The sequence below is a fragment of the Microcoleus sp. Pol1C5 genome (assembly GCF_036701115.1).
Classification (GTDB): Bacteria; Cyanobacteriota; Cyanobacteriia; order Cyanobacteriales; family Microcoleaceae; genus Microcoleus.
Genome location: NZ_JAUBQE010000072.1, coordinates 1 through 26,622 on the forward strand (window position 1 = coordinate 1; position 26,622 = coordinate 26,622).

Annotated in this window: 19 protein-coding genes and 1 pseudogene; 15 read left to right on the forward strand and 5 right to left on the reverse strand. The window is 48.3% G+C overall.

Annotation, left to right across the window (positions count from 1 at the left end):
* Positions 1-239 precede the first annotated feature (239 nt).
* The gene (locus tag QUA23_RS28015; RefSeq protein WP_333110628.1) at positions 240-2,129 is read left to right on the forward strand and encodes a response regulator; all 1,890 of its coding nucleotides are present in this window, start codon (positions 240-242) and stop codon (positions 2,127-2,129) included.
* Positions 2,130-2,311: 182 nt separating this feature from the next.
* Here QUA23_RS28015 and QUA23_RS28020 read toward each other — a convergent pair whose 3' ends face one another.
* On the reverse strand, positions 2,312-3,523 hold the full coding sequence (locus QUA23_RS28020; RefSeq protein ID WP_333110625.1) for a response regulator: 1,212 nt from the start codon (positions 3,521-3,523) through the stop codon (positions 2,312-2,314).
* Positions 3,524-4,167: 644 nt separating this feature from the next.
* On the opposite strand from QUA23_RS28020, the gene QUA23_RS28025 reads away from it, so the two are divergent.
* The 7 genes from QUA23_RS28025 (at position 4,168) to QUA23_RS28055 (ending at position 11,451) form a co-directional block, all read left to right on the forward strand.
* Positions 4,168-5,076, forward strand: coding sequence for a sigma-70 family RNA polymerase sigma factor (locus QUA23_RS28025; protein ID WP_333078760.1), 909 nt, complete (start codon positions 4,168-4,170; stop codon positions 5,074-5,076).
* Complete coding sequence (locus QUA23_RS28030; protein WP_333078759.1) at positions 5,016-6,881, forward strand: tetratricopeptide repeat protein; 1,866 nt, start codon at positions 5,016-5,018, stop codon at positions 6,879-6,881. Before QUA23_RS28025 ends, QUA23_RS28030 begins: the two co-directional genes overlap by 61 nt.
* A 478-nt stretch (positions 6,882-7,359) precedes the next feature.
* A complete protein-coding gene (locus QUA23_RS28035) occupies positions 7,360-7,629 on the forward strand; it encodes a hypothetical protein (RefSeq protein ID WP_333078758.1) in 270 nt (89 codons plus the stop codon).
* A 394-nt stretch (positions 7,630-8,023) separates the two neighbouring features.
* Positions 8,024-8,509, forward strand: coding sequence for a hypothetical protein (locus QUA23_RS28040; protein ID WP_333078757.1), 486 nt, complete (start codon positions 8,024-8,026; stop codon positions 8,507-8,509).
* A 370-nt stretch (positions 8,510-8,879) separates the two neighbouring features.
* Complete coding sequence (locus QUA23_RS28045; RefSeq protein ID WP_333078756.1) at positions 8,880-9,689, forward strand: ABC transporter ATP-binding protein; 810 nt, start codon at positions 8,880-8,882, stop codon at positions 9,687-9,689.
* A 54-nt stretch (positions 9,690-9,743) separates the two neighbouring features.
* Positions 9,744-10,547 carry an ATP-binding cassette domain-containing protein gene (locus tag QUA23_RS28050; RefSeq protein WP_333078755.1) on the forward strand — a complete coding sequence of 268 codons (804 nt, stop codon included), beginning with the start codon at positions 9,744-9,746 and terminating at the stop codon, positions 10,545-10,547.
* Positions 10,548-10,590: 43 nt separating this feature from the next.
* Complete coding sequence (locus QUA23_RS28055; protein WP_333078754.1) at positions 10,591-11,451, forward strand: class I SAM-dependent methyltransferase; 861 nt, start codon at positions 10,591-10,593, stop codon at positions 11,449-11,451.
* 503 nt (positions 11,452-11,954) lie between these two features.
* On the opposite strand, the gene QUA23_RS28060 is transcribed toward QUA23_RS28055, so the two are convergent.
* The 3 genes from QUA23_RS28060 to QUA23_RS28070 all read right to left on the reverse strand — a co-directional run bounded on the left by QUA23_RS28060 (position 11,955) and on the right by QUA23_RS28070 (position 12,644).
* Complete coding sequence (locus QUA23_RS28060; RefSeq protein ID WP_333078753.1) at positions 11,955-12,137, reverse strand: NfeD family protein; 183 nt, start codon at positions 12,135-12,137, stop codon at positions 11,955-11,957.
* A gap of 79 nt (positions 12,138-12,216) precedes the next feature.
* On the reverse strand, positions 12,217-12,405 hold the full coding sequence (locus QUA23_RS28065) for an NfeD family protein (RefSeq protein WP_333078752.1): 189 nt from the start codon (positions 12,403-12,405) through the stop codon (positions 12,217-12,219).
* Between the two features lie 29 nt (positions 12,406-12,434).
* A complete protein-coding gene (locus tag QUA23_RS28070; RefSeq protein WP_333078751.1) occupies positions 12,435-12,644 on the reverse strand; it encodes an NfeD family protein in 210 nt (69 codons plus the stop codon).
* 214 nt (positions 12,645-12,858) lie between these two features.
* Here QUA23_RS28070 and QUA23_RS28075 point away from each other — a divergent pair, with 214 nt between their 5' ends.
* From QUA23_RS28075 to QUA23_RS28090, 4 genes are all read left to right on the forward strand, one after another.
* The gene (locus tag QUA23_RS28075; protein ID WP_333078750.1) at positions 12,859-15,270 is read left to right on the forward strand and encodes a tetratricopeptide repeat protein; all 2,412 of its coding nucleotides are present in this window, start codon (positions 12,859-12,861) and stop codon (positions 15,268-15,270) included.
* Between the two features lie 61 nt (positions 15,271-15,331).
* On the forward strand, positions 15,332-15,679 hold the full coding sequence (locus QUA23_RS28080; protein WP_190661613.1) for a VOC family protein: 348 nt from the start codon (positions 15,332-15,334) through the stop codon (positions 15,677-15,679).
* A 267-nt stretch (positions 15,680-15,946) separates the two neighbouring features.
* Positions 15,947-17,206: a rod shape-determining protein RodA gene (rodA, locus tag QUA23_RS28085; protein ID WP_333078749.1), complete on the forward strand. Its 1,260-nt coding sequence runs from the start codon at positions 15,947-15,949 to the stop codon at positions 17,204-17,206.
* On the forward strand, positions 17,197-17,322 hold the full coding sequence (locus QUA23_RS28090; RefSeq protein ID WP_333110627.1) for a hypothetical protein: 126 nt from the start codon (positions 17,197-17,199) through the stop codon (positions 17,320-17,322). Before rodA ends, QUA23_RS28090 begins: the two co-directional genes overlap by 10 nt.
* Before the next feature lie 332 nt (positions 17,323-17,654).
* On the opposite strand, the gene QUA23_RS28095 is transcribed toward QUA23_RS28090, so the two are convergent.
* Positions 17,655-19,022, reverse strand: coding sequence for a proton extrusion protein PcxA (locus QUA23_RS28095; RefSeq protein ID WP_333078748.1), 1,368 nt, complete (start codon positions 19,020-19,022; stop codon positions 17,655-17,657).
* A 52-nt stretch (positions 19,023-19,074) separates the two neighbouring features.
* On the opposite strand from QUA23_RS28095, the gene QUA23_RS28100 reads away from it, so the two are divergent.
* The 3 genes and pseudogenes from QUA23_RS28100 to QUA23_RS28110 all read left to right on the forward strand — a co-directional run.
* The gene (locus QUA23_RS28100) at positions 19,075-21,285 is read left to right on the forward strand and encodes a recombinase family protein (protein WP_333078747.1); all 2,211 of its coding nucleotides are present in this window, start codon (positions 19,075-19,077) and stop codon (positions 21,283-21,285) included.
* Between the two features lie 381 nt (positions 21,286-21,666).
* The gene (locus QUA23_RS28105; RefSeq protein WP_333078746.1) at positions 21,667-24,963 is read left to right on the forward strand and encodes an Ig-like domain-containing protein; all 3,297 of its coding nucleotides are present in this window, start codon (positions 21,667-21,669) and stop codon (positions 24,961-24,963) included.
* A 34-nt stretch (positions 24,964-24,997) separates the two neighbouring features.
* Positions 24,998-26,622: pseudogene (locus QUA23_RS28110) on the forward strand (calcium-binding protein); the annotation flags it as partial.

Sequence of the window (26,622 nt, forward strand, 5' to 3'; positions counted from 1 at the left end):
AGATGTTCAGCCTATTTTACATTTTTTTTTGTACCCCCTTGACAATTTGCACTTTTTCTTAACTTGTCACAAATGCCTTAGAAGTAACTAGCACGCCAATTTTTGATGAGACGGGTAATGTAGAATATGCGATCGCAGCTTTTCAAGATATTAGCTCGCGCCAGCAAGCACAGATTACGCTCATTGAAAATGTCCGTTTAGAACAGGAAATTCGCGAGCGCAAAAAAACAGAAGAGGCTCTGCAGCAGAGCGAGGCACGCTACCTGGGTATTCTGGAAGACCAGACAGAACTGATTGCCCGGTATCTGCCAGATGGTACCGTTACTTTTGTCAATGAAGGCTACTGTCGATTTTTTGGACTGACAAGGGAACAACTCATCGGGCATCACTACGAACCTGTCGTGTTTGAGGAAGACCGCGAATATGTAACCCGACTCGTTAATTCCATTAGCAAAGAAAATCCCTTTGTCACAATTGAAAATCGGGTGATTGTTAGCTCCGAAGTGCGTTGGACGCAGTGGGTTAACCGAGGGATATTTGATGATTCGGGTTGCATTGTTGAATTCCAGGCCGTAGGACGAGATATCAGCGATCGCAAAAAAGCAGAAGCAGAACTCGAACGCGCAAAAGAAGCAGCCATTGCCGCCAACCTCGCCAAAAGCACTTTCCTTGCCAACATGAGCCACGAATTGCGAACTCCCCTTAACGCCATTCTCGGTTTTTCTCAACTGATGAATCAGGATACAAATCTGTTAGATGAACAAAAAGAGAACCTTAACATCATTCAGCGCAGTGGAGAGCATTTATTATCTCTAATTAATCAGGTGCTTGACCTTTCCAAAGTTGAAGCTGGAGGCATGACGCTATCTAAAAATAATTTTCACATTCATCACTTTTTAGCGGAAATCGAGGAGATGTTTGCGTTGAAAGCCAACACTCAAAGCTTACACTTACGATTTGAATGTGATGCCGATGTTCCTAAATATATCTGCGCTGATAAAGTTAAGTTGCGGCAAGTGCTGATTAATTTTGTCAGTAATGCCGTTAAGTTTACCTCTTCGGGAAGCGTGTCTTTAGAAGTAAAAAATAAAGAGGTAAAAACCCAAAGTGAAGCCGAAATACCAACAACCAACAACCCACAATCAACAACCATTACCTTTGAAGTAAAAGATACGGGAGTTGGGATTGCGGCAGAGGAACTGGAGAATCTATTCAAACCCTTCGTGCAAACAGCATCCGGTCAAAAAGTACAGCAAGGAACCGGATTAGGACTGACGATTAGCCGTCAATTTGTCCGCTTGATGGGAGGTGAAATAACAGTCATTAGTCACGGTAAAGCTTTCACCCCTGGAATGCCTCTCAAGGAATTTTTAGAAGACACAACGGGCACAACATTTAAATTTGACATTCCTGTGGGCATCGCTGATGCCAGCGCCATTCAAAACCAACCCCACAGTCGTCGCGTCGTTGCCCTAGCGCCTAACCAACCCCAATATCGCATCCTAGTAGTGGACGATCGAGATTACAATCGGCAACTGTTAGTTAAACTCCTCCAACCTGTTGGTTTTGAAGTGCAAGAAGCGACTAACGGTATTGAAGCGCTTGAAATTTGGGATTCATACTCACCCCATCTGATCTGGATGGACATGAGAATGCCAGTTATGGATGGGTATGAAGCCACGAAACGCATTAAAGGCACCCTTAAAGGTCAAGCTACTGCTGTTATTGTTATTACTGCTAGCGTGTGGGAAGAAGAAAAGGCAGTTATTTTATCTGCTGGTTGTGATGATTTTGTGCGAAAACCGTTCCACACAGAAGCCATCTTTGACATCATGGCTAAACATTTGGGAGTCGGTTATATTTATCAGGAGCAAGAGCTATTGTCTTCCCCTTCTAATGTGACTGGAGAACCGTTAAATTTCACTGATTTATTAGCAGCGATGTCAAAAGAATGGATAGTAAAATTATATGAAGCAGCTATTGACGCGGATTCGGAATTAGTTTTTCAACTCCTAGAGGAGATTCCTGAATCTCAAGCTTTCGAGCTTCAAACTCTCAGGGGTTGGGTGACGAAGTTTCAGTTTGAGAAGATTCTCGATTTAACTGAACCCTTGATTGGTGAATCTTGAGACAGCCGATTGCAGGTTTATGAAGTAAACTCTCGATCGATCCCCCCTAGCCAACCCCTACTCCCCTTAAGAAGGGGGGGACAAGAGTATTCAAAGTCCCCCTTCTTAAGGGGGATTTAGGGGGATCGAGACTCAGCTAAAAGCGAGATTTCTTGGGTCGGATTGCGTAATTACTGTTTCTGCTATTTGATGCTAGTACGCGGTTGGTTCTGTTCAATCATGGACTGTAATGCCGACTGTTTTAAGTCTGTAAGATCGCGGATGGTAATTGAGCAACCGTCTGCCAATCTCACAGCAGTTACATAATAGCATTTGTCAAGCTCCTCATTTTCTAGATGAACCTCTCCTTCAAGTGATTCTCCAGTCTCAACAACCTCTACTAATAAATCAAACAATCCGGGACTCAAGTGATTAAGCAGTTTTTTCAGAACGGGTTCGCCCGCAAGTTCGGTTCGTTTTTTCCCTAAGAGTCTGGCAAAGACAGGGTTAACTACCAAGCAGCGAAAATCTTCAATTTCTCCAGCGATATCTGCCCTCACCGCCTCCACTGCGGCTATTCCATCCAGAGATGAGTTTAGCAAATTTGCCAACAGGGTGCGAGATTGGTAGGCGATTTCTGCGGTTTGCTGGTGTCGCTCGATTGCTTCTTTAAGCTGGCGTTTTTGGTGCTGGATAGTGACCTGAGTTTCGAGGCGAGCTAGCACTTCTTCCGGCTGAAAAGGTTTAGAGATGTAGTCAACTCCCCCTACCTTAAAAGCTTTGACTTTATCAAAAACTTGATCGAGCGCGCTTAAGAAAATAATCGGAATTTCTGAGTTTTTTTCATCAGATTTGAGGGCTTCGCAGACTTGATAGCCGTCCATATCTGGCATTTTAATATCCAGCAATATAGCATCGGGGGGATAATGGCGAACAGTCCTCAAGGCCATCGAACCATTGGTGACGCAGCGAACTTTGTACCCCTCGTTAGTGAGAATTCTTGTTAGAAAACGCAGATTCTCTTGGATGTCATCAACAATTAAAATGTTGCCTTTGTAAGTTTCTAATTCATTGATGTCACTTTCTCCTACCGAAGCCATCCTCATAGGTTCGCCTTCGACTTTGGCCTCGACGATCGCAATTGTGGTGCTTGGCTTCTCTACCAGAGAGCGGAAGTTATTTTTAGTAACTTTTTCCCCCATTACGTCTGAAAGGCGCTGCCACAGGATGGCAGCTAAATCTTTGATATGTCCTATGCTCAGGTACAAGCTGTCAGCAAGTACACTATAAGTTGCGTTTTCCCAAGCAGCTTTTAAGATTTCTTTTTCCAGCAAACTTAACGTTTTACTGGTCTTGGACTCTAAGGCTGCTTCGATAAATTCTAGAGCTTCTTCAAAAATCATGTACAAATCCATCTCATCGGGTAAGGTTTTTCAGTTTTGCACCCTAGCTTTGAGTTATACACCGTACTAAGTCGGTGGAGTAATTCCTAATAGCTATTATGACAGACTTATTGACAATTACGCTCCGGGGCGATCGCCCCCGATCCCGATTCCACCTTGTCGAAACCCGAAAAAGGGGATCGCGGCCGCCTAATTCTTTGTGAGGGCGATGGCTTAAACCCTTTAATTGCAAGGCTTTTAAGTTGCTTGTCACCCCGTCAGCTCCAAATGATCCGACTTTTCCGACTTTACGATCCGACTTTTCCGACTTGCTTTATGCCGAAATCCCAAACATACTATTAATAGCATCTACCAAAAGACATAGAACAGTACCAATCATGCTGTCGATTTGCTATATCTAAAGATAGATAGCACAACCAGGGCGTCGGACTTTTCCGACTTTATGAGCCGACTTTTCCGACTGACAGGGGCGGGGGAGGGGAGCCCTGATACAGACATGGAAAGGATGCAGCCTCAAAAAAAGAGCAACTGAATCCAATCTTTATCCGCATAAATACTGAGACCACACTCAGCTAGATGTTTGCGGGATTGGGGTGCAACGAAAAAAGAAATAGAAAAATGTTTCTTCACATTTATTTTTCACCACCTTTAAAATCATGTCAAATTCTCAATCGGTTATTGCAACAGACATTCGGTGTTGTCCTGAAGATATAGAGAAAGCATTTTGGCAGCTATGGCAGCAGAATCGAGATTATCTTTACCGTTGCTGTCTCAGGTGGATGGGGGGGAATCCTACTGATGCCGAAGAAGTGCTCAGTCGCGCCATGCTCAAAGCTTGGCATAAATTGCCCGACTATGCCGAAAAAATCACCAACCTCCGAGCTTGGCTCACCCGCTTAACCCATAATTTATGTATAGATATACACCGAGAACGCCGCCGGAAAGCAATGCAGATGGAGGATATTGAAGAAGTAGCTGCTACAGAAAGCTCAGCAGTTATTTCTTGTTTTGACTCTCCTGAAGAGGCACTTCTACATCATGAGTTGGGACAGTACATTCGCCGCGCTATTGATACTCTTCCTTCTCGATTACGCAATCCGTTTATCCTGCGTTACTGCTACCAGATTGCGTATCAAGATATTGCCCAAAAACTTGCTCTCTCTCTCAATAACGTTTACAAGCGCATTCAACAGGCACGAGAAATTCTGCAAAAGCGTTTGAGCAGGTATTTGTCAGGGTTGGACGATGGTTTGTTAGATTCCTCCGAGTCGTCTCAAAAGGGGGACGTTGCCTTTAGCAGCGATGATTTTGCCGCAGGGGTAGTGCCCCAGTGCCTACCGCGTCAAGATTGTGGAGCAACCACGGGTGGGGCGATTCCCTACGGGATAGCTTCGCTTCACGCAGGCCGATTGCCCCTACAATCCGATGAAACGATCGCATCCGACTCGACCGCCCCGATGACAGAGAACATTGGCGAGACAATTAATTATCAGGTAGCAGCAATATGTCTAGAAACACTACACTCCGGGTGGTATCCCTCACTCAGTCCTCTGGGGTGGAGTTGAATGCTTACCTGGTTCTAGACTCCAAGCCAGCCCGAATTGACCAGAAGCTGAAAACATTAAGTGAGTACGTGCAGCAGTATCCTTCGGGATGGAAGAAACGGTTGGAATTGGCGAATCTGCTGTATGCAATGGGTCGTATTGAGCAGGCGGTTGAGGAGTATCGCCAAGTAATCGATCGGCAGCAACCATTGATTGGCGTGCGGTTGCAATTGGGGAAACTCTTGCAGCTTATGGGACAAAAGGCTGAGGCAGTAGGGGTTTATGAAAGTGCCTTGGCCAATGCACGCAATGAGGCGACTCGGCAGCATATCAGCGGATCGAGCGCACTCTGTAGAAATGACACTCAGGGCGCGATACTCGCTTTTGAGTCGGCGGCTTCCCTTGAACCCAATAATGCGGCTCACTGGCTGGCGTTGGGGCAGGTGCAAATGGGGAGAGGGGATGCGGTTGCAGCTTTGCGATCGTTCGATCGGGTTTTGTCACTGAACCCGGATGATTTTGTAGCGCTGATTGACAGCTACGACGCGAGTCAGGCGGTGGGGAATGTGCGCCAAGCGCAGCGGCGGTTGAGCAAAGTGCTAGAGGTGGCTCCAGGTGATTTCCGAGCGCTCAAACGACTGGCGGATACTCGTTGCCGGATGAGATTGGTATCCGGTAAGGAGGGGAAGCAGACTAAACAGATAATTGGTTCTGTGCTGCAACAGGCTCCTGATGCGGCGGATGCCCGCGAGTTGCTGGCATATTATCACCTGTTCAGGGGGGAGTCGGCTAATGGGGTTGGGGTGTTGGAACGGTTTACTGAGGAACACCCGAATCATCCGAGGGGTTGGTATTCCTATGGGCGTTACTTGTTCCATACCGGGGAATATCAGAAAGCGGCTGAGGCGATGCTGAAGGCTTATCGTCTGTATCCCCAGGATTGTGAAATTTATCGGGCGTTGTGTGAGATTTTGTCTGTTACCTCTCCCCCAGTTCCTCTCGATCCCCCCCAGCCCCCCTTAACAAGGGGGGAGCTAGAGCAGGCCAAGTCTTCTAACTGCACGGGGAGAACTCCTCTGGAAGTCCCCCTTGTTAAGGGGGATTTAGGGGGATCTAACCGTCGTCTCCCAGCTCCTCTCGATCCCCCCCAGCCCCCCTTAACAAGGGGGGAGCTAGAGGAGGCAAAGCCTTATAATTGCAAGGGGGAAACTCCTCTGGAAGTCCCCCTTGTTAAGGGGGATTTAGGGGGATCGAACCCTCAAGTAACCCTTGCATCAATAGTAGAAGAGATGCTCGATCGTTTTCCCCAACGCTGGAGTGTTTGGACGACGGCGGGGCGGGTGTTGGTGGAAAGTTTTCAGGAAATCGATCGGGGGTTTAGTGTCTCTGCGAAGGGGACGCAACTTGAACCGCAGTTACCAGATGCTTGGTTTGGTCATGGGCGGGTGTTGGCGCTGGCGGGGAAACACCGGGAAGCGGTGGAAACTTTGGCGCAAGGATGGCAGTTGTTACCAGAAGATGGGAGTTATCTGCAATCTGTATCTGCTGCGGTGTGGCTGGGGGAGAGTTATCGATGGCTGGGGGATGAGGTGGCGAGTCGGAAATGGTTGGAAAAGGCTTGTCAGTCCCAGGAATTGATGGAGTTTGACCCAGCGATGGCTGGTTACTGGCAAGGGAGAGCGTTGTTGGGGTTGGGGGATGTGGCGGAGGCAGTGGAAGCTTATCGAAGTGCGTTGAAGCGGCGGTTGCTCTACCCTTTTCGTGGGGAGGTTGAGGAGGCTGTGAAACGGTTGAAAGGTAAGAGGCGAAAGGGCGATCGGGCTTGAAGCTGGTTTGATGGGGTGCATTGAGTTGGGAAAAAACAGCCTCTAACTCGAAAAATTCAGAAATTGACCTCTGGATTCGTCTTATAGGTGTAGAGACGGAAGAACAAAATAAAATTTCCTCTCTACAAAACCCAAGGAAACTAATTGAAAAGGAGGTCAAGTATCATGGGAGACCGAAAAAGATTTTGATTTAAAAAAATTACATTATCAGCCGATGAAAGGTGATTTAAAATAGATATAGGTTGGGCATTGCTCACCCTATATCTTTTGTTGCTGACCTTAAGTTAATGACAAAATCTGGTGCAATGGGTGGAAATTATAGTTCTAGTGTTTGAGGCTGGTTTTATGGGTGCATTGAGTTAGGAAAAAATAGCGGCTAACTCGAAAAGTTCAGAAATTGACTGCCGGAATCGTCTTAAGGGTGTAGGAGCTAACCAAACGAAAGAGAACTAATTTACAAAAAAGGAGAGAAACACAAATGCCAATCATACAACCGATGGGGCAGTTAGCCAATATCCCAGATAACACCAGAGATTTTAAGGTGAGTTACGTGGGGGGCGAAGACGATAACTTTCCCAAAAACAGCATGGTCGAAGTTGCTTTAACTGCCGGAGGACAAATCCAAAACCAGTTAACTTTTACCTACGAACTCGAAGTCCTACGAGTCCCAAACGAGGGGACATTTAATTCGCCAGTTATAACCATAGAAAATATATCAAACTTTCCAATCGACATAACATTTCAATGAAAACCTGCCTGACAAAAAGGGGGTGATCGCTTTTTAGTTGAGCTTAAAACGAAGGAGTGCGATCGCTTTTCAGGATCAGGGTTATAAAATCAGGGGGGCAATTGCCCCTCTTTTTTAATTGAAAGAAGGCGAGCGCTTTATTAGCTGCGTCTCCTGATTATACAAAAAGCCGATCGTTATTGATGCTTTTTTCATGGGTGTGTTGAGTTAGCAAAAAAAAGCCTGTAACTAGAAAAATTCAGAAATGGATAAGTGGAAACGTTTTATAGGTGGACAAGCGAAAGGAATAAAACCTAACCTTGTCCCTGGTCAAATACCAGTCACAAAACCAATACATAAAAAAGGTTTCCGTATAACCTCTTTTATGATGTACTGAAAATTCAGGAGAGAAAAAATGGCTCAAATAGTTGAGAAAGGCGATTGGATCAAATTCAACCCGGATTCAAAGAAAGAGGAAACTATCAAATGGCAACAAGATCTTGGCAGCCGACAAGAACAGTATATTGCCCTACCCTACTCTGTGAAGGATAAAGAGGCAAGTGGAAGTCTGTTTATACAACTAGGTCTTGCGGACTCATTTTTTCAGAAATGTCAAAAAGATGAATCCAGCAACCCATTAGTTAGCGGGGGTTACAAAATTCAGGTTGATGAGGCTTTCCAATACGGACAAAACAATGAGAAAACGTTGCGGTTTTTAGTCTACCACAATAAAGCTAATAAGCCATACCAACATCGATTCATTGAGACCACTGCCTTTTCCAACATCGGAAACAAGATTGTAGCGGTTGGAGCAGGTGCCGCTCCGGCATGGGGCGAACTCTTAAAGAAAGGGGCAGACCTAGCAAAAGGTTTCATTGGTGATTATTTGAGAGACTTCTAAATAGAGTCGCAACTTTCTACTTTAACCCTAAATGGGTTGTAAGCGGTGTGCCGTCTCGGCGTGCCGCTCTATCGTTTTCTGGATTTGACGGGGTTGGGAAGGTGGGGAGGATGACGAAGATTGAGCAAAAAATACTACCCTGCCCCTGTGCACCCCTGCTCTCCCATCTCCCTAGCCCCTCTGATGCAAAGATCCGACTTTTCCGACTTTACGATCCGACTTTTCTGACTGACAAGGACATAGGAGGGGAGGCATGATAGAGACATGGAAAGGATGCAGCCTCAAAAAAAGAGCAACTGAATCCAATCCAAACCTGGATAAATGCTACGTCAAAGTATAAATCGTGCCTGTAGACAAACTCCCATAACTCATGGAACTTATTTGGTTCTTTAAAACCCTCAACAAATACATTGCCTCCTACAAATGGCAATTCATTTTACTCTTTATCTGCCTGATATTCGACGCAGCCTTTGATTCAGTCTTCCGAGCCAGCTTAAAATTTATCATCAATGCCGCCATCGTTCCCCAAAACTATAGTCTTCTGGTTCTAATCCTGTCATTGCTAGTTGTCGGAGCAATTCTATATGCCTGCATCGGTTTGCTAGGAATTTTCCTAGGAGCGCGTTTAGGCATTTTAATCACCAACAATATCCGACACTCTCTATTCGAGCATCTCCAAAGCCTTTCAATGGAGTTTTTTGGACGGCGTTCAGCCGGGGATATTGTCAATTGTCTCATCGCCGATGTCCAAAAGGTGGAAAATGGTGTAATTACAATGGGACTGACAGTCGTTGTTTTAGAACTGTCTAACTTCCTATTTTCTCTGGTTTTCCTCTTCTTCCTCAACTGGCAATTAGCCCTGCTCAGTTTAATCGGTTTAACCCTCTGCACCATTGCCCCAGCAAAAATTGCCAGCCTTGCCACCGAAGTCGGCTATAAGTTGCTGCAAAAAGAAGGACAGATTGCCAGCGTCGTCGAAGAGAATATCCTCTCGCAAACCGTTGTCAAGATATTCGGGATGGAGAACCAAATGACTAAGGATTTTTCCAGGGATTTGAATGACTTAAAACAGGTTTATGTCCGGGCAACCTTTCTCTCCTACTTAGTGCAGAAAGTCCCGATGATTGGTTTTGTCATGACGCAGCTTATCGTTTTAAGTATCGGTGCAGTGAGGACCTAAAGGAATATAATTTCTGTAGGAACTCTTACCTCCTTTCAAGTTTTACTGGTAGGTTTGAATCTCAATATCCTCGGCTTAACTTCGTCAATACCTGCATTTATTGATGGAGTGGCAGGGCTGCAACGCATCAGCGATATCTTATCAGAAACCCCGGCGATTCAGGATGCACCGGATGCGATTGATTTACCTCAGTTTTCCAGTGATATTAACTTTGACGATGTTAGCTTTAGCTACTCCCAAGATAGAGGAGGAGTTAAAAATCTCTCCCTAAAGATTCGCCAAGGAGACTTCGCGGTATTTGTCGGTCAAAGTGGAGCAGGCAAAAGTACAATTGTCAACTTGCTGACGCGATTTTATGACCCGGATAAAGGACGCATTCTGTTTGATGGAATTGATTTGCGTTATACAACAGTACGCTCCCTCCGTTCTCAAATTGGGCTGGTTTCTCAGGATGTAATTCTGTTTAATTGCTCGGTGCGAGAAAACATCCGCATGGGCTATCTAGAAGCCACTGACGAACAAGTCGAAGCCGCAGCCAAAGCCGCCGAGATTCACAACTTTATTTTGTCCTTACCCCAAGGCTACGACACACCCGTTGGTGACAGGGGCGGACAGTTATCAGGGGGACAACGGCAAAGAATCGCTTTAGCGAGAGCTTTGGTAAGAAATCCAGCAATTCTGATTCTGGATGAAGCCACATCCGCCCTTGACCCCGCCACAGAAGCCGAAATCCTCGCCACCATCGAGCGCATCACCAAAGAACGCACCGTGATTTTGATTACCCACCGCATGGCTCATGCGTTGCGTGCGGATGTCATGTACGTGCTGGAAAACGGCGGCTTGGTTGTTAGCGGTTGACACACAGATTTGACCTGTACTGAACATTTTGGAGTTAAAAATTATGACCAGCACAAATGATTACAAATGGCTAATTCCCTCTTCTCATGGCCTTGGCTCGAAATCTATTGAAGAAGAGAAAGAGATGTGGGATAAAAGCCACGAAGATTATACCAACACCGCTTTCAGTCTCACCCAAGACCCCAAAATCTGCAAAAACTTAATCAGTCCAGAGCGTTCTCCCGGCTATGATATTCCCAATTCCCCTGACATCAAAGTCCTAATTCCCGGTTGTGGCTCGGAAATTTATCTTCAGAAAACCTTACTAGAATTTTGCCCCCAAATTGGACAAATCTACTGTACCGATTTTTCCAAAACAGCGATTGAAACAGCACAAGAAGACTGGAAAAAAGCCGATGGAGATTCCCGACTCAACAATCAGCAAATCGTGTTTGAGGAAGTAGACTCCACGCGAATCACCGGACAAAAACCGGAGTGGAACGATAAATTTGATTACGTCCTCCTCGTAAATGCCGTGGTTTCCAGTGAGGATAAAACCAACCGCGAGATGATTCGGGAATTTGGGAAAGTTCTCAAGCCAGGTGGCAAGATATACGGATATTTTCCAACCACCTTAGGCTTTTTAGAAATTGCCTATTTCAGTCGCAAACACGCTCACTGTGTTACAGAGGGATTTATCGATGTCTACGGCAATAAAGTTTGGGATGCTGAGTGGCAATATCCCCAGATTTATTACACTCCCTTGCGGTTAAATCGCATCTTTAAAGAAGCGGGATTAAAACAACTCTGTTTGGAGATGCAGTTTTTGGACTATGAGCCTTTTGTTTCCATGTTTAAAGAGATGATCGATCATGACGATCCGGATATCTTTCTCTGGCATCTTCTAGTTCGTTATGAAAAATAGGACTTAGGGATTTGGGCGAAGCATCAAGGGAGATGCTTCGTTTCAGTCAGGATGACACATAGGCTTTTCGTAAGTAGGGACACCGCACCGTCTCCTTCTTCGTGTCAACTTAACGTCAAACCCAGTCACAGAATGCTGTTTGACTGTTAAGCCTAGATCCCCCCTAGCCCCCCTTAATAAGGGGGGGACAGGAGTCTTATTAAAGTCCCCCAACAACCAGGGGGATTTAGGGGGATCTAGACTCAGGTAAAAACGAGATTTATCAAAGGTTTTAGCCTTAAGTTGACAGGGTTTGGGTACGGTGCGGTGTCCTTACTGAAAAAAACCCGCCGACAAAACTGTCAGCGGTGAGTTGTGGTTGAGGTCAAACTCTAGAATATTGAAATTAACAGAGGTGATGAGTACGATCGCGCGCTTGAAGAGAAATGTATCGAAATAGAAACGCGATCGAAATTTATTTTTTCTACCCTCCGATAACTCCCCACCTACAGATTGTTTCCCAACTACGCTTCAACTATCAGAGTAATGTTGTCAAGTCTCACGACGCGAACAACTTCGCCGGGTTGCAAAGTTATTTCTCGAACGCACTTGGCAGGCCACCAACTGCTTTGAAATCGCACGCTGCCGGACTGATTTGGTTTAATTTCTTCTTCAACGATCGCTCTGTCTAAATCGCTGACAGTCATGATTACTTTCTCCTGATTGTAGTTTGGCTGGAACCTTGGGATGCTATAAACTTATAGCTCGACTCCCTAAGCCATTGATTTATAACGCGGCTTCCACTATCAAAGTAATATTGTCAATTCCGACTACGCGCACCACGTCACCAGGCTCAAGAGTCATCTCTCCATCGCACTTCGCCGGCCACCAACTGTTTTGGAAACGAACGCGACCGGACTCATTAGGTCGAATTTCTTCATCCACGATCGCTTTTTCGGAATTGTCAAAATTCATGATTGCTTACTCCCGATTGTAGATTTGCCTTAACTTTCAGAATTATTGATCGCAAACGACGCTGCAACGATCAAAGTAATATTTTCAATTCCCACGACGCGAACCACCTCACCGGGTTCAAAAGTCATGTCTCGATCGCACTTCGCCGGCCACCAACTGTTTTGGAAACGAACCCGGCCGCATTCTTGAGGGCGAATTTGTTCATCTACGATCGCTGTTTCAACATCGTTAATAGACATCGCTGCTTGCTCCTGAATATAAACTCGACTCGATCTGTGTGTAAGTTAGAAGCTTGTCTGTCAACTTCCCCTCCACACTCAACAGTATCCCCGGCCAACCTCGGCCGTGTCAGTCGGTAAAAGTCTATACAAGTCCACTGTTTGAGGGTGTAAGCGAGTCGGAAAAAGTCTGTTAAAGTTGTCTCAGATGGGTAACGCTAAACCTGGTGACTAAATGGAAGCCGATCGTGCACTGGATTTTACCAACTCGTTACTTGTGGCTCGAAACCTGAAAACTCTCGATAACCTTGACAGCGCGATCTTTCGCGAAGCTTGGCAAGGCGTGCAAGGCAGGACGTACCAACAGGTTGCAGATAGTGAAGGGTATGGAGTAGGGACTGTTAAGGACGCTGCCTCTAATTTGTGGAAGCGACTTTCAGCGCTGTTTGGAGAAGGCGAAAAAGTTAAAAGAGACAACCTTCAAGCCGTTGTAGAGCGGTATTGGCGCAGCTACTCGAAACTAGAACCGCAGTCGGGACAAACTGTTCCGGTCCAAGTATCTCTCGGAGTTGATGCGGATTTGGAAATCGAAAACCCGAATTTTTTGGGCAGAGTCGGGGCTATCGAAGATCTCAATACTCTTGTCGCCCAAGGTGCAAAAGTGATTGTCATCCAAAGTGCCGGCGGTATCGGCAAAACAACTTTGGCCAGACAGTATCTCAAATCTCAAGGGTTCGATCGGGTAATTGAACTGTTGATGGCAAAAGAGACAGAGAACATCACAGCTTTGGAAAGCGCGATCGAAGAATGGCTCAAGCAAGACTTTCAGGAAGAACCTGGGCCAGACTTTGGCGTCACCCTGGGGCGGCTGAAGCGGCAGCTTCAGACTCACAAAGTCGGCGTATTGATTGACAATTTGGAAGCCGCACTCGACGGACAAGGTAAGTTTATTGAACCGCACCGGCTTTACGTGGAACTGTTGCGAGTTTTGGCTGACGCAGCGGTGCAGTCGGTAACGCTGATTACCAGTCGCGATCGACTTTGCGATTCAGATGTCACCGTCGAACACTACTTGCTTCCGGGATTAGAGGTGGAAGTTTGGCGGCAGTTTTTTAGCTGCCGCAACATCAATATAGATGATGTCGCCCTCCAGGAAATGCACAAAGTTTACGGCGGCAATGCCAAAGCAATGGGCATTATTTGCGGCACGATCCGAGAAGATTTTGACGGAGACATGGCGGCTTACTGGCTGGAAAACAGCGACCATCCACTCGTTGAAACAGACTTAAAAAATTTAGTTACCAGTCAATTCAACCGCCTCCTCGAACTCGATGCCGAAGCCTATCAACTCCTCTGTCGCTTGGGCTGTTACCGCTATCAAGACGTGCCGACAGTCCCTACTGACGGACTTTTGTGTTTGCTGTGGGACGTGCCCGAAGCCGGACGCCGACAAATCATTAAATCGCTGTTGCACCGATCGCTAGTCGAGTCTCTGAAGGGCGAATACTGGCTGCATCCAGCAATTCGGGAAGAAGCGGTCGATCGGCTCTCGCCCGGAGACTGGGAAACTGCCAACCGCAAAGCCGCCGAGTTCTGGAGCGAGAGTGTTGAAAATATTGAGACTGTAGAAGATGCGCTGAAAGCTTTTGAAGCTTACTATCATTATGTGGCAATTAGCTGTTTCGAGCAGGCCGCGAGCGTTATCCTCAAAAAAATCAATATCCAGTTTGCCAAAGATTACAAGCTCGGTAGAGCGCTCTACAAATTAGGTTTCTTGCAGCCCATAATTTCAGCAACTACTCGGATAGTTAACAATGTGACTTCTGATTATTATTTGAGCGGTTTATACAGTGTTTTAGGTATTTGTTACCGGATTTTAGGTGAAATAAATCAAGCGATAGAATGCCATCAAATATCAGAAATAAAAGCCACTAAATCTTTGCAAATTCTAGCGAAAAGCAGCGACCCGGAAAACGGCAAACAAGCTAATCTGGAATTCTGGAAAGTTAACGCTGCAATTAATATAGGTTTTTGTCAAATAGAAATGGGCGAATTAGAATCAGCTATGGAGATATTTGTCAAGCTGAAAACTTCGCGGGACGAAATCGGGATTAATAGCTATTCGATCGATGTCGGGTTAGCTTTCCTCAACTCCTGTGTCGGAGCAAAAAAAGAGGCGGAAGAGCTTGCCGAAAAACTGTATGCCGATCGGGAAAACAGTCATTTGGTGGGTACGGGATACAAATTAGTTTTTCTCGCCGCCACCTATCAAAATCTGGGAGAGACAGAGAAAGCTTTGAGTTTGTACCGCCAAGCGATCGCCCAAACCGACCAAAACCAGTACAGCACCATCAAAGCCAAAGCTCTCAGCGGTATAGCAGGGCTGTACCGAGAACAGGGAGAATTTGACCAAGCCCTGCAGCACCATGCAGAAGCAATAGAAATACTCGATCGAGCTAGCGCCAAATTAGACCGAGCCGAAGCTTGCTATCAACTAGCACTAACAGAACAAAAACTTGGTAACACCGACAAAAGTGAAGAAAATTTTGAGCGCGCCATTCAACTGTTCAGCGAAATGGACGCTAGCAAACAAGTAGAAAAAGTACAGTTAGCCGCAATAAAAAAAACAGAAAAAATAGCTAATTAATCGAGCAACAAATCAGAAAATAGATACAATAAATGGAAGAACAACCATAAACTTTGTAGATATGAAACTAAAACGATTGGGACACGTAGCCGTCTGCGTGCAAGACATAGAGAAGTCTGCTGAATTCTACCGCAACTTGGGTATGGAGTTAGTCTGGAAAGATGCAGACTGGGCTTATTTGAAAGCAGGAGAGGACGGATTGGCGCTGTTGAGTCCGAGTTACGACCAAGCAGGGCCGCATTTTGGGTTTGTATTTGACGATCGTACCGAAATGGAATCCGCTTACGAACAACTCAAAGCCGATGGTGTTTCCGTCACCCACATTCACGAACACCGCGACGGTACTGCCTCTTTTTACGGCAGAGATCCAGATGGGAACGGCTTCGAGTACCTTTACGAACCGGCGTGACGATTCTCGGACTTGCGGATCGCGATCGGGCTAAATCCGCGTAAGGTGCGGGGCCCGGCGCACCCTACAGATTAGTGTGTCCGCGCACTCCTAACCCGTTGCTGACGGCCCGGAACATCCCTACAACTCCCCGAATAATGTGAGGTACTCACACCGACGCTTGTAAAGTTCTAAAGTAAGGTGCAGACTCTGAATCCGAAATATATCCGCAACTTCCGAAAATCGGCTCGATAATCTAAAATCTAAAATCTAAAATCTAAAATCCTCATGTTGCAGAGAATACAAGTCAGAAACCGCTGGAAATCAATCTTCAGACCCTGGGAAGAAGCAGACCCTTGGCTGTTTGCCGCTTGCATCGCCCTCACCATCTTCGGGGGAGTCATGATCCGCAGCGTCGAAATCAACCAGGGGCTGATCGATTGGTGGCGGCACTGGGTAACTGGGGCAGTCGGTTTGTTCCTCGCCATCATCATTTCCCGCTGCCGTTACCAAACACTGATTGAGTGGAAATGGCCGATTTACATATTAATCAATTTGTCCCTGATCGCAGTGCGCTTTATCGGTACTACAGGGCTCGGTGCCCAGCGGTGGATCAACATCGGCGGCTTTTACCTGCAACCGTCAGAATTTGCCAAAGTAGGCATGATTGTCACTTTAGCAGCTCTCCTGCACGAGAAGAGTGTCCCCACAGTCCGGGATATGTTGAGGATGCTGGCGATTATGGCTGTACCCTGGGGATTGATATTTGCCGAACCCAATTTAGGTACTTCCCTAGTGTTCGGCGCGATCACAATGGGGATGTTTTACTGGGGTAATGTCAATCCCGGCTGGCTAATATTGCTATTCTCTCCTCTCATCTCAGTTCTCTTCAATAACCTGTCTACACCGATTTGGATAGCCTGGGTAGTTGTTGCGGGTATTATCGCTTGGCGAACCCTGCCTTGGCCCTGGTTGGGGACTTTCGGTGCTGTGTTGGTGAACGTTGTTTCTGGACACCTCGGACATATTTTTTGGAATGTTCTCAAGGATTATCAAAAAATGCGCCTGACAGGGTTTTTAAACCCCGAGAAAGACCCTTTAGGCAGCGGATATCACTTGATTCAATCTCGGATTGCTATTGGCGCTGGGGAACTGAAGGGCCGGGGTTTGTTTCAGGGCACGCAAACTCAGCTTAACTTTATTCCCGAACAGCATACGGACTTTATCTTTTCAGCTATTGGCGAAGAATTGGGTTTTATTGGCTGTATTGCCGTGTTGTTGATTTTCTGGATAATTTGTTTCCGGTTGGTGACAATCGCTCAAACTGCTAACGATAATTTTGGTTCTTTGCTAGCGATCGGCGTACTGTCAATGTTGATTTTTCAGGTGTTCGTAAATATTGGGATGAACATTGGCTTGGCTCCGGTTACGGGTATTCCGCTGCCTTTCCTAAGTTACGGGAATGCGTCGCTGCTGAGTAATTTTCTTGGCCTGGGGCTGGTGGAGGCGGTAGCAAGCCAGCGACAGCGCAAGAAGCGTTGGAATTAGATCATTGGCAATTGCTAATTGGTAATTGCTTCTGGGAATGCGATCGCGCTTTTGATTTCTTTCGAGAGATTCTGCGGGCGATCGCATTTTTTGTCGATCGGCCTAGCCACATCTAAATTTTACGCTTCCTGAGCCGAGCCTTGATGACTGTCAAGTTTGATAAAATTATTGTGGGTGCGCGCGAAAACCAGCCCAAAAATAAAACTTAGAGGCCCAACAGCTTAAGTAGATCAACTTAATTAAACCACTACTGACGCAAAAAATAAATGGTTTTATGCGCTATGAGTAAGCCACTCTGTGTGCCGTGGACGCCCTAATGAGGACGTTCTTAAGGCCTGAAACCGTTGCTATTATTACATCTTTTTTTCCTTCTTCCTGACATCAGTTACACCCGTTACATCCGTTACATCCGTTACAAAATCCGTTGCCGAACTTCCTTCCCCTCTAATTATTCGTTCATATTCTTGTACGTAGCAACAGCCGAAGGCGAACTCCGGTTTAAATAACGGAATATCCAATACTTAAATACCGTATCCAATATCACTGGAAACGTTGCAATAAACAAAAATATGAACTGCCTATTTTCTGGAAGCCCCAAATGCCTCGATGCACCTTCGAGAACTACTTCCCAACCATGAGGCGAGTGGAATCCAACAAACACATCTGTAAACAAAATAATTACGAAAGCTTTCGCACTGTCGCTGAGGCCGTAAATCACATCGTCCATGAAAGACTTTAAAATCTCAATCTCTTTCTTGTTAGTGACGATAATGGCGGCAAAGGCAATGACTGAAATCAAATCGGCAAAAATATTTTTAATAGCTCCCCCACTTTCAGCGCGGTATTCCTCCGCGATCTCAACTGCTTTCTCGGAAATCTTCTTTTCCGTTTCCTCTAAAGAAAGCGACGGATCAGTGCCTATTAACCTTTCAAATTTCAGGTGCTGCTCAAATCTCTCCAGTTCTTGGAATGCTTCTTCTTCCAGGTTAACATTTATGAAAAGTGGGGCATTTTCTCCACCTCTAAAATGGTCAACTATCGGTCCGACTAGAAAGTTTTTGGAGATTTGATTAGCCAACAGCGGAACTAAAATCAAAAGCAAAATAAATCTGAGAGAAATAATTGTTTTTACTTTGGAATTGCGAAAATTTTTGACTACTTCTTTTTCAGCTCCAGGGTCTAAATCTTTAGTGATTCGATTCAAAGTTCCCAAAAGCGATCGCGGTAATAAATTCACTTCTTCATAGTTAGTGTCAACCTCACCATCGTGAATTTGAACCGAATTAGCTGAACCTTTATTTTTGGGATCGGGTGGAGAACTGCTATTTGTTGTAGATTTTGCCTGCTGATTTACTGAACTGACAACTGGAACAATTGCCGTCGATCTACTATTATTAACATACTTGTCGATGACTCCATCAATAAACTCTAGCTTCTCAAATATAAGGGAGGCTCTATCTTTATGGTTGAGATGTAATCCGTGCTGGTGAGGCTCAGCGCTGTGCCCCGTTTTCGGTTTTGCCCCCACTCGCTCCGGCAGTTCCAAAAAAGAACGGCTAGCATTAAACTCAACCATTCTGGTTTGGATGACCTTGAGGTATTTTTGCAGCTCGGATTTAAAGTAAGACAAGGTGCTTTGTCCGTACTCTCCCGATCGCTCAGAGATTCCTTGACCGCCAAAATGCTCGTCTTCGATCGCCTTAATTGCTAACGCAGCATCGTAGGCCTGTTCTAGAGCCCTCTCAGGGGTTTCTCGATACCATTGGTGAAGGCTGTAGAGATATTTTACAATCCTGTTCCACGGAGAAGTATTCATAGCTAAAGCTGGTTAGTTGGCTGTAGACATTAGTGATTAAAGTATTCACGGTATGGTAACAAATTTACATAAACTGACAACGGCCAGCGAGGATTCAATTTGGATTGTCGGATCTGCCCGCAGCGGCAAAACCAGTCGTTTAGTCGAGCAGTTCTGCATTTGGAGCAAAACAGTCAAGCCCTTGCCCACAAAAGTTTCAGGGCGATCGAGTTCCGGGCGGCGGCGGGCTGGACAAACTGCCCCAGCAATTTTAGTCTTAGCAGCTAACGGAGACAACCGGCTAGAATTGGCCGATCGCATCGCCGTCGCTACCGAAGGAAAATATACCTTTCACTCCACAACGCCCTTCGGTTTTTTTGAGCAGGAGGTATTGCTATTTTGGCCCCTGCTAGTTCAGTCGCTGGATTTGAGGGCTCAATTTCCCCTGCGGCTGCAACCTGAAACAGAACTGGAACTTGCCGCGAGACTCTGGCGTCGCGAACTAGACGAGGGCATTTTGCAACAAACAGGGGTAAGTCCAAACCGAATGGTGCGTCGAACACTAGACTTATTACAACTTGCTGCTGTCAGCGCTACGCCGAGAGAAGAGATTCCCAGCATTCTAGAACAGGGATTTGCTGGTGACGGCGGCTCGACCAACCTGTGGACTAGCATGGGAGAGTTGCTGGAAAGATGGCGGGAATGGTGCTTGACGCGGGGGCTCCTGACTTACGGGATTGTTTGCGAACTCTACTGGCGCTATTTGTTGCCAGATGCCACTTACCAGCAGCATTTGGCCTCTAGATATCAAGCTGTGATCGCAGACGATGTTGACGATTATCCGGCGATAAGTCGCCATTTGTTCGATCGAATGCTCGACCAAGGTGCAGCGGGGGCGTTCTCCTACAATCGGGATGGAGGAGTGCGTTTGGGCTTGGGGGCTGACACGGAATACCTAGCCAGGCTCGAAGACCGCTGTCAAAGCGTGGAAAATTTGGACGCACAAGCAGGTTTAGCCCCAGAGATTGGAGATTTAGCGGTAAGTTTAGCAGTTAATTCTGAGGGTTTTTATCCTTTAGGCTTGAGTTTGCCCGGTAAAGTTCGATCGCTCCAAACCACTTCCCGGGCTCAACTGCTGCGAGAAACCGCCGAAATCATCGTGGATGCGGTGAAATCACAAGCCGTGGAACCCCAGGAAATCGCTGTAATTGCCCCTGGGATGGATGCGATCGCCCGTTACAGTTTAACGGAAATTCTCGCGCGAGATGGTATCGCCGCCGTATCTCTCAACGATCAGCGCCCCCTCTCGACTACCCCAGAGATTCGAGCTTTACTCACTTTGTTAGCCTTAGTTTATCCGGGACTCGGCCGTTTAGTCGATCGAGACGGCGCCGCCGAAATGCTGGTAATGTTGGGCAGCCAGAAACACCGTTCATTGGAAGCAGAAGATTCTAACTCGACTTTCAATTTAACATCTCAAATTCACAATCAAAAATCGATCGACCAAGTGAGAGCAGGTTTAATCGCGGATCACTGTTTTTGTCCAAATCTCGATCGACCTCAATTGCTGCCAATTACAGCCTTTCCTCGGTGGGACAGACTGGGACACCGAGCAGCCAGGGCCTACGAGCAGATTGTCGAGTGGATCGAACAACAGCGGTTGCAACAGCAGGAGCGGCTGTTGCCGAGTCCAATTGCGCTGCTCGATCGAGCGATCCAGAAATTTCTCATGAACGACAGATACCTGCCCTACGATCGGCTAGCAGCCCTGCGCGAGTTAATGGAAACCGCCACCCACTACTGGGAAATCAACGGGCGAATTCAGCGCGTAGAACCAACAAACGGCGGCGACTCAGAAACGATCGCCCAATTCATCCAGTTGTTGCGCCAAGGAACCGTCACCGCCAACCCATTTCCAGTGCGTCCAGAAGGCCCAGCAGCCAGAGCCGTCACCCTCGCCAACATCTTCCAGTACCGCAGCAGCCGCCGCGCCCACAAATGGCATTTTTGGCTGGATGCCGGCTCGCCGCTGTGGCTGAGTGGCGGTGCGGCGACCTTGTTTGGCGCTCCCTTATTTTTGCGATCGCAACTCGGACGCCCCTGGGAAACCGAAGACGAAACGACCGCCGACCAACAGCGACTGCGACGAATTCTGCTAGATTTATTAAGTCGCTGTTCCCTGCTTTACCTTTGCCACAGCGAACTATCCGTCAGTGGACAAGAACAAACCGGGCCGCTTCTGCCCCTAATTAACAGCTCTGTTTCTTGTCAGAAGTCAGCATAAGAAAGTCGGCTTCTGAAGGCAAGAGGCACATATGTATTCGGCATTCGGCAGGAGGAAAGAAAAAATTATCACAGCGAAGATTTTTATTTTTTCGGCTTCTGGATCAATACACCGGGCTGACTCGAAGCCAGACTTCTAGGTTCTAGAGAAATGGGGCGATATTAAAGTATACCCAACATAGGCAGCAAAACGTGCAATCATTAATATTTTGAGATCAAAAGATGCCCGGCTTAAAAAATATCCATAGCCGTTGCAGTTTTGATTTAGTATGCTAGAAATGATGGGGATTATTAATCAATTTTAAGCCAGATTTGTGGCAACAAACTGATACTAATCAGTTCTTAAAGTTAATCGGCATCGTCGTTTAAAGGAGCCAAAATAATGCCAAGTGCAGTGCCAGTAGTAAGTATACCGACTCCAACACCAGAACCGACTCCAACACCAGAACCGACTCCAACACCAGAACCGACTCCAACACCAGAACCGACTCCAACACCAACTCCGACGCCGACTCCAACTCCGACTCCCTCCGGGGACGACACATTTGGCGGCATAGACGACACATTGGGCGGGGGCCAAGGTACGTCGCCTGCAGTCATCGGCGGCGTAGTCCGTGGCGGAGAAACCAACGACTCCTTAGTTGGGAGTCCCGGGCCCGACGTGATTTCCGGGCTGCAAGGCAACGACAACCTGCAAGGAGCCGACGGCGACGATTTAATATTCGGGGGCGACGATGACGACGTGCTGTTCGGTGCGCCCGGGAACGACGTTCTAGACGGCGGTTCAGGACTCGATACCCTGTACGGAGGTAAAGACAACGACTCCCTCGACGGGGGAAATAACCCCGACCAGTTATATGGCAATGATGGCAATGACACGGTAATCGGAGGCGAAGGCAGAGACACGGCTTACGGCGGTAAAGGCAGCGACAGCTTGCGTGGAGGCTCTGGCGACGATAGCTTTTTGGGCGATCGAGGCGACGACATCCTCTGGGGCGACCAAGGTAACGACTCGCTCTTCGGCGGCGATGGCGAAGACTTGGTATTTGGCAACGAAGGAGGCGACTGGGTTTACGGAAACGCCGGCGGGGATACATTTTTTTCCGGCGACGGCGACGACATCGTATTCGGCGGCGACGGTGATGACATCGTGGACGCCGGCGCTGGCAACGACGTTATTTGGGGCGAAACAGGCAAAGACGTAGTGGCAGGAGGCGAAGGCAGAGATGTCTTCGTCATCGGTGCATTCAGTTCCCCCAGCGGCAGCAGCAGCGACGGCACTAACCCGGCATTTCTCACCACAGGCGGCCCAGATCTCGCCGATGCCGACATTTTCACAGACTTTCGCCAAGGCGAAGATTTAATCGGGTTAAGTGGCGACCTCAAGTTTGAAGATTTGGTAATCTTCCAAAGCACCGAGACCAAAGCTGGCAGTACGATTATTCGCAACGGCGTCAGCGGCGACTTTTTAGCAGTATTGCCCGGAGTAGACAGCAGAACCCTAGGGCGAAGCTCATTTGTAATTGCCCCCACAGTTCCCGGCAGCGCAACTCCGCTTCCCCTGCCGACGCCGACAGACAGTCCGACACCGACAACCAGTCCGACACCGACAACCAGTCCGACACCGACAACCAGTCCGACACCGACAACCAGTCCGACGCCGACAACCAGTCCGACGCCGACAACCAGTCCGACCCCAGACGAGCCGGTGCCGACGTTCCCGACACCGACGTTCCCGACCCCGACAGGAAGTCCGACGCCGACAGGAAGTCCGACGCCGACAACCAGTCCGACGCCCATCTTTAACCAACCTCCAAGAGCAGTTAACGACAACTTCACCACGGTTGCGGGTCAAGAACTCAGTTTCAACGTTCTGTTGAACGATACTGACCAGGAACAAAGCGCTCTGACTGTCACGACTTTTGCTCCAGCAAGCAAAGGGAGTCTGGTTCCCGTGGGCGGCGGCGTATTCAAATACACCCCGAATCCGGGCTTCTCGGGTACAGACAGCTTTAGCTACTCGATCTCAGACGGCAGCGGCGGCACAAGTAAGGCGGTAGTAACCATCAACGTCAGTAGCCCGCCGCAGCTAATAATTAACGACGGTGTGGTGGTTGCCAAAAGTAATCCTACCCAGACAATCACTGCAGCCGATTTGTTAGTCACAGATCCCGATAACACGCCGTCGGAAATCGTTTACACCATTACCAAAGCCCCCGACGCTAGCAGAGGTTTTGTCCAAAGGGGTACCACCTTTCTCAACGTCGGCGGTAAATTCAGCCAAGACGATATCAACAACAACATTGTCAAATACAACTTGCTGGCAGGAGGTGGCAGCGACAGTTTCACGTTTACAGCCTCCGACGGATCTGCAACTATCGGGCCGGCATCCTTCAGCATCACGGTGGTAGATAATATTGTCGATCGCAGCGCTCTCCCGGCCAGCAGCTTTACAGGCAGCAACCTCAGCGACTTCATCCTCGGTGGGGCTGGCGACGATACCCTCGCTGGGGGCGACGGCAACGACATCATCGATGGCAGTGGCGGCAATGACCTCGAATTCGGTGAAGCAGGCAACGACTCGGTGGTGGGTGCCATCGGCAATGACATCCTCGACGGCGGACTGGGCAACGACACCGTTGACGGCGAAGACGGCATAGACTCGCTGATCGGCGGACTGGGCAACGACCTGATGTTCGGCGGCAATGACAATGACAACCTCTTGGGCGGTGACAACAACGACACCATTGAGGGCGGAACAGGTAATGACTCGATGTTGGGAGAATCCGGCGACGACTCGATACTTGGTGGCGCTGGGATCGACACCTTACTTGGTGGCATTGGCGACGACTCCATCGAGGGCGGTGCAGGCGACGACATCCTCGACGGTGGACTGGGCAGAAACTTGGTCGACGGCGGTATCAATAACGATTCCATCTCCGGCGGCGACAACGATGAAACGATGTTGGGTGGAGGAGGCAACGACACGGGACTCGGAGGTTCGGGCAATGACTACGTGTTGGGCGAGGCTGGCACCGACTCCCTCGACGGCCAAGCGGGCGACGACACTCTCGACGGCGGTGCCGGCAGCGACTGTCTCAGCGGCGCCTTCGGCAATGACTTGGTGTTGGGCGGCGATGACAACGACTCGCTTTCCGGCGGTGCAGGCAATGACATTTTGGGCGGTGGCAACGGTTCTGATTTGCTCACGGGCGATGTTGGCAATGATTTCTTCTACTACGAAACTCCCAGCGAAGGCGTGGACGTGATTGCTGACTTTAACGCTAACGGCAGCGAGACCGACAGATTTTTGTTCAGGTCGTCAAATTTCGCAGGTTTAACCAACTCAGGAACTACTCTCGATTTCACCAGTTTTATCGTCAGGAATATCGGGTCTAGCGGCGACAACATTAGCAAGCAATCAGTCATTTTGTTTGAATCTAAATTTGACAACGCTCAAGCAGTAAATGCAGTGTTGAAGAATCAAAACGGTTCTAGCAAAGCGGGAGCTTTCTTCGTGTACCTGAACAATACTTTTAACAAGTACGTTCTCGGCTTTGACCCAAATGTGGCAGATGACAGTCTCCCAGCTTTTGATTTGGGAGTTTTGAATTCTATTCCTACTGTGCCGGGAGCGCTTAGCACCGTCATTACTGCCTCTGACTTTAAGTTTATTTAGTAGTTTTTGAGTAGCGTCGCAAGGAGGCGGAACAATGCCAAGTGCAGTACCACTAGCTTTTCTCGAAGGGTTGCCAATCTTCGTGTTAGAGGATGAGAACGGCGATAGTTTGGATGGCGGCACGGCGCCGTCGCCTACGCCGTCGGCAGGGACTTCGCCTACGCCGTCGGCGGGGACTTCGCCTACGCCGTCGGCGGGGACTTCGCCTACACCGTCGGCAGGGACTTCGCCTACGCCGTCGGCGGGGACTTCGCCTACGCCGTCGGCGGGGACTTCGCCTACGCCGTCGGCGGGGACGGGCCCGGACATTTCGATCACCCCGGTGCCGCGGCCACCTGTGACAGTTCCCACGCCTCCCCCAGAGCCACTTTTTGTCGATGGCTTAGTTGTCGCAAATGACGCCAGTAACTATTTAATCGGCAGCTTGTTCAATGACACGATTTCCGGGGGTGCCGGCGACGACACGCTTCTGAGTCGGGACGGAGACGATCTACTCAGGGGCGATGACGGTAACGATTCTCTCAATGGCGGCGCTGGTAAAGATATTGTTGAGGGAGGGCGCGGCAATGACACGGCCCGGGGCGGCAAAGACGATGACTTGGTTTCTGGCGACCAAGGCGATGACGTAGCTTTTGGCGACCAGGGCAACGATCTTGTCTTGGGTTCTGAAGGCAACGACACGCTGTACGGCGGTAAAGGCAATGACTGTCTGCGCGGAGGTGGCGAGGACGACCTGATTTTTGGCGACAAGGGCAATGACAGTGTTTTTGGCGACACGGGTAACGACTGCCTTATAGGTGCTGGGGGCAATGATATTTTGTTGGGCGCCGAGGGCGGGGATGTCATCACTGGCGGTGTTGGTAACGATACTGGTGATGGCGGCGAGGGTGATGACCTGCTCTTCGGGGGCGACGGCAATGATTCTTTTTCTGGAGATGCTGGGGATGATATTCTTTCGGGCGATCGCGGATCGGATACTCTGACAGGAGGCGAGGGATCGGATATCTTTGTTCTCAGTAGGGTGGGCACGTCGCCTGGTGGCAACGGGTTTCTCACTACTGGGGGCCGCGACATCGGCGATGCTGATGTAATTAGAGATTTTAATGCGGGAGATTCGATCGGTCTAGCTGGAGGTTTGAACTTTACAGAGTTAGAAATTTTCCAAGGTCAAGGCTCGAATTCTAGCAACACGATTATTAGGGACAGGCAAACTGGGGAATTTTTGGCGGTGTTGATTGATGTTCGATCGAACTCGCTAGATGAATCTCGGTTCACTACAGCTCAAATACCGCGCGTAAACGACAATCCCTTCACCATTGAGGGAACAAGTGCTTCTCCGGCACCATCACCGGGTACAAGTGCTTCTCCGACACCATCACCGGGGACAACTCCGAATCCAACTCCGGCACCATCACCGGGGACAACTCCGAATCCAACTCCGGCACCGAGTCCAAGTCCGGGGACAACTCCGAATCCAACTCCGGCACCGAGTCCAAGTCCGGGGACAACTCCGAATCCAACTCCGGCACCGAGTCCAAGTCCGGGGACAACTCCGAATCCAACTCCGGCACCGAGTCCAAGTCCGGGGACAACTCCGAATCCAACTCCGGCACCGAGTCCAAGTCCGGGGACAACTCCGAATCCAACTCCGGCACCGAG

What these genes read in the sequence shown, in the direction of transcription:
- QUA23_RS28020 (WP_333110625.1), bottom strand. Translation starts at nt 3,523, where the DNA reads ATGGATTTGTACATGATTTTTGAAGAAGCTCTAGAATTTATCGAAGCA.
- QUA23_RS28025 (WP_333078760.1), top strand. Translation starts at nt 4,168, where the DNA reads ATGTCAAATTCTCAATCGGTTATTGCAACAGACATTCGGTGTTGTCCT.
- QUA23_RS28030 (WP_333078759.1), top strand. Translation starts at nt 5,016, where the DNA reads ATGTCTAGAAACACTACACTCCGGGTGGTATCCCTCACTCAGTCCTCT.
- QUA23_RS28035 (WP_333078758.1), top strand. Translation starts at nt 7,360, where the DNA reads ATGCCAATCATACAACCGATGGGGCAGTTAGCCAATATCCCAGATAAC.
- QUA23_RS28040 (WP_333078757.1), top strand. Translation starts at nt 8,024, where the DNA reads ATGGCTCAAATAGTTGAGAAAGGCGATTGGATCAAATTCAACCCGGAT.
- QUA23_RS28045 (WP_333078756.1), top strand. Translation starts at nt 8,880, where the DNA reads ATGGAACTTATTTGGTTCTTTAAAACCCTCAACAAATACATTGCCTCC.
- QUA23_RS28055 (WP_333078754.1), top strand. Translation starts at nt 10,591, where the DNA reads ATGACCAGCACAAATGATTACAAATGGCTAATTCCCTCTTCTCATGGC.
- QUA23_RS28060 (WP_333078753.1), bottom strand. Translation starts at nt 12,137, where the DNA reads ATGACTGTCAGCGATTTAGACAGAGCGATCGTTGAAGAAGAAATTAAA.
- QUA23_RS28065 (WP_333078752.1), bottom strand. Translation starts at nt 12,405, where the DNA reads ATGAATTTTGACAATTCCGAAAAAGCGATCGTGGATGAAGAAATTCGA.
- QUA23_RS28070 (WP_333078751.1), bottom strand. Translation starts at nt 12,644, where the DNA reads ATGTCTATTAACGATGTTGAAACAGCGATCGTAGATGAACAAATTCGC.
- QUA23_RS28075 (WP_333078750.1), top strand. Translation starts at nt 12,859, where the DNA reads ATGGAAGCCGATCGTGCACTGGATTTTACCAACTCGTTACTTGTGGCT.
- QUA23_RS28080 (WP_190661613.1), top strand. Translation starts at nt 15,332, where the DNA reads ATGAAACTAAAACGATTGGGACACGTAGCCGTCTGCGTGCAAGACATA.
- rodA (WP_333078749.1), top strand. Translation starts at nt 15,947, where the DNA reads ATGTTGCAGAGAATACAAGTCAGAAACCGCTGGAAATCAATCTTCAGA.
- QUA23_RS28095 (WP_333078748.1), bottom strand. Translation starts at nt 19,022, where the DNA reads ATGAATACTTCTCCGTGGAACAGGATTGTAAAATATCTCTACAGCCTT.
- QUA23_RS28100 (WP_333078747.1), top strand. Translation starts at nt 19,075, where the DNA reads ATGGTAACAAATTTACATAAACTGACAACGGCCAGCGAGGATTCAATT.
- QUA23_RS28105 (WP_333078746.1), top strand. Translation starts at nt 21,667, where the DNA reads ATGCCAAGTGCAGTGCCAGTAGTAAGTATACCGACTCCAACACCAGAA.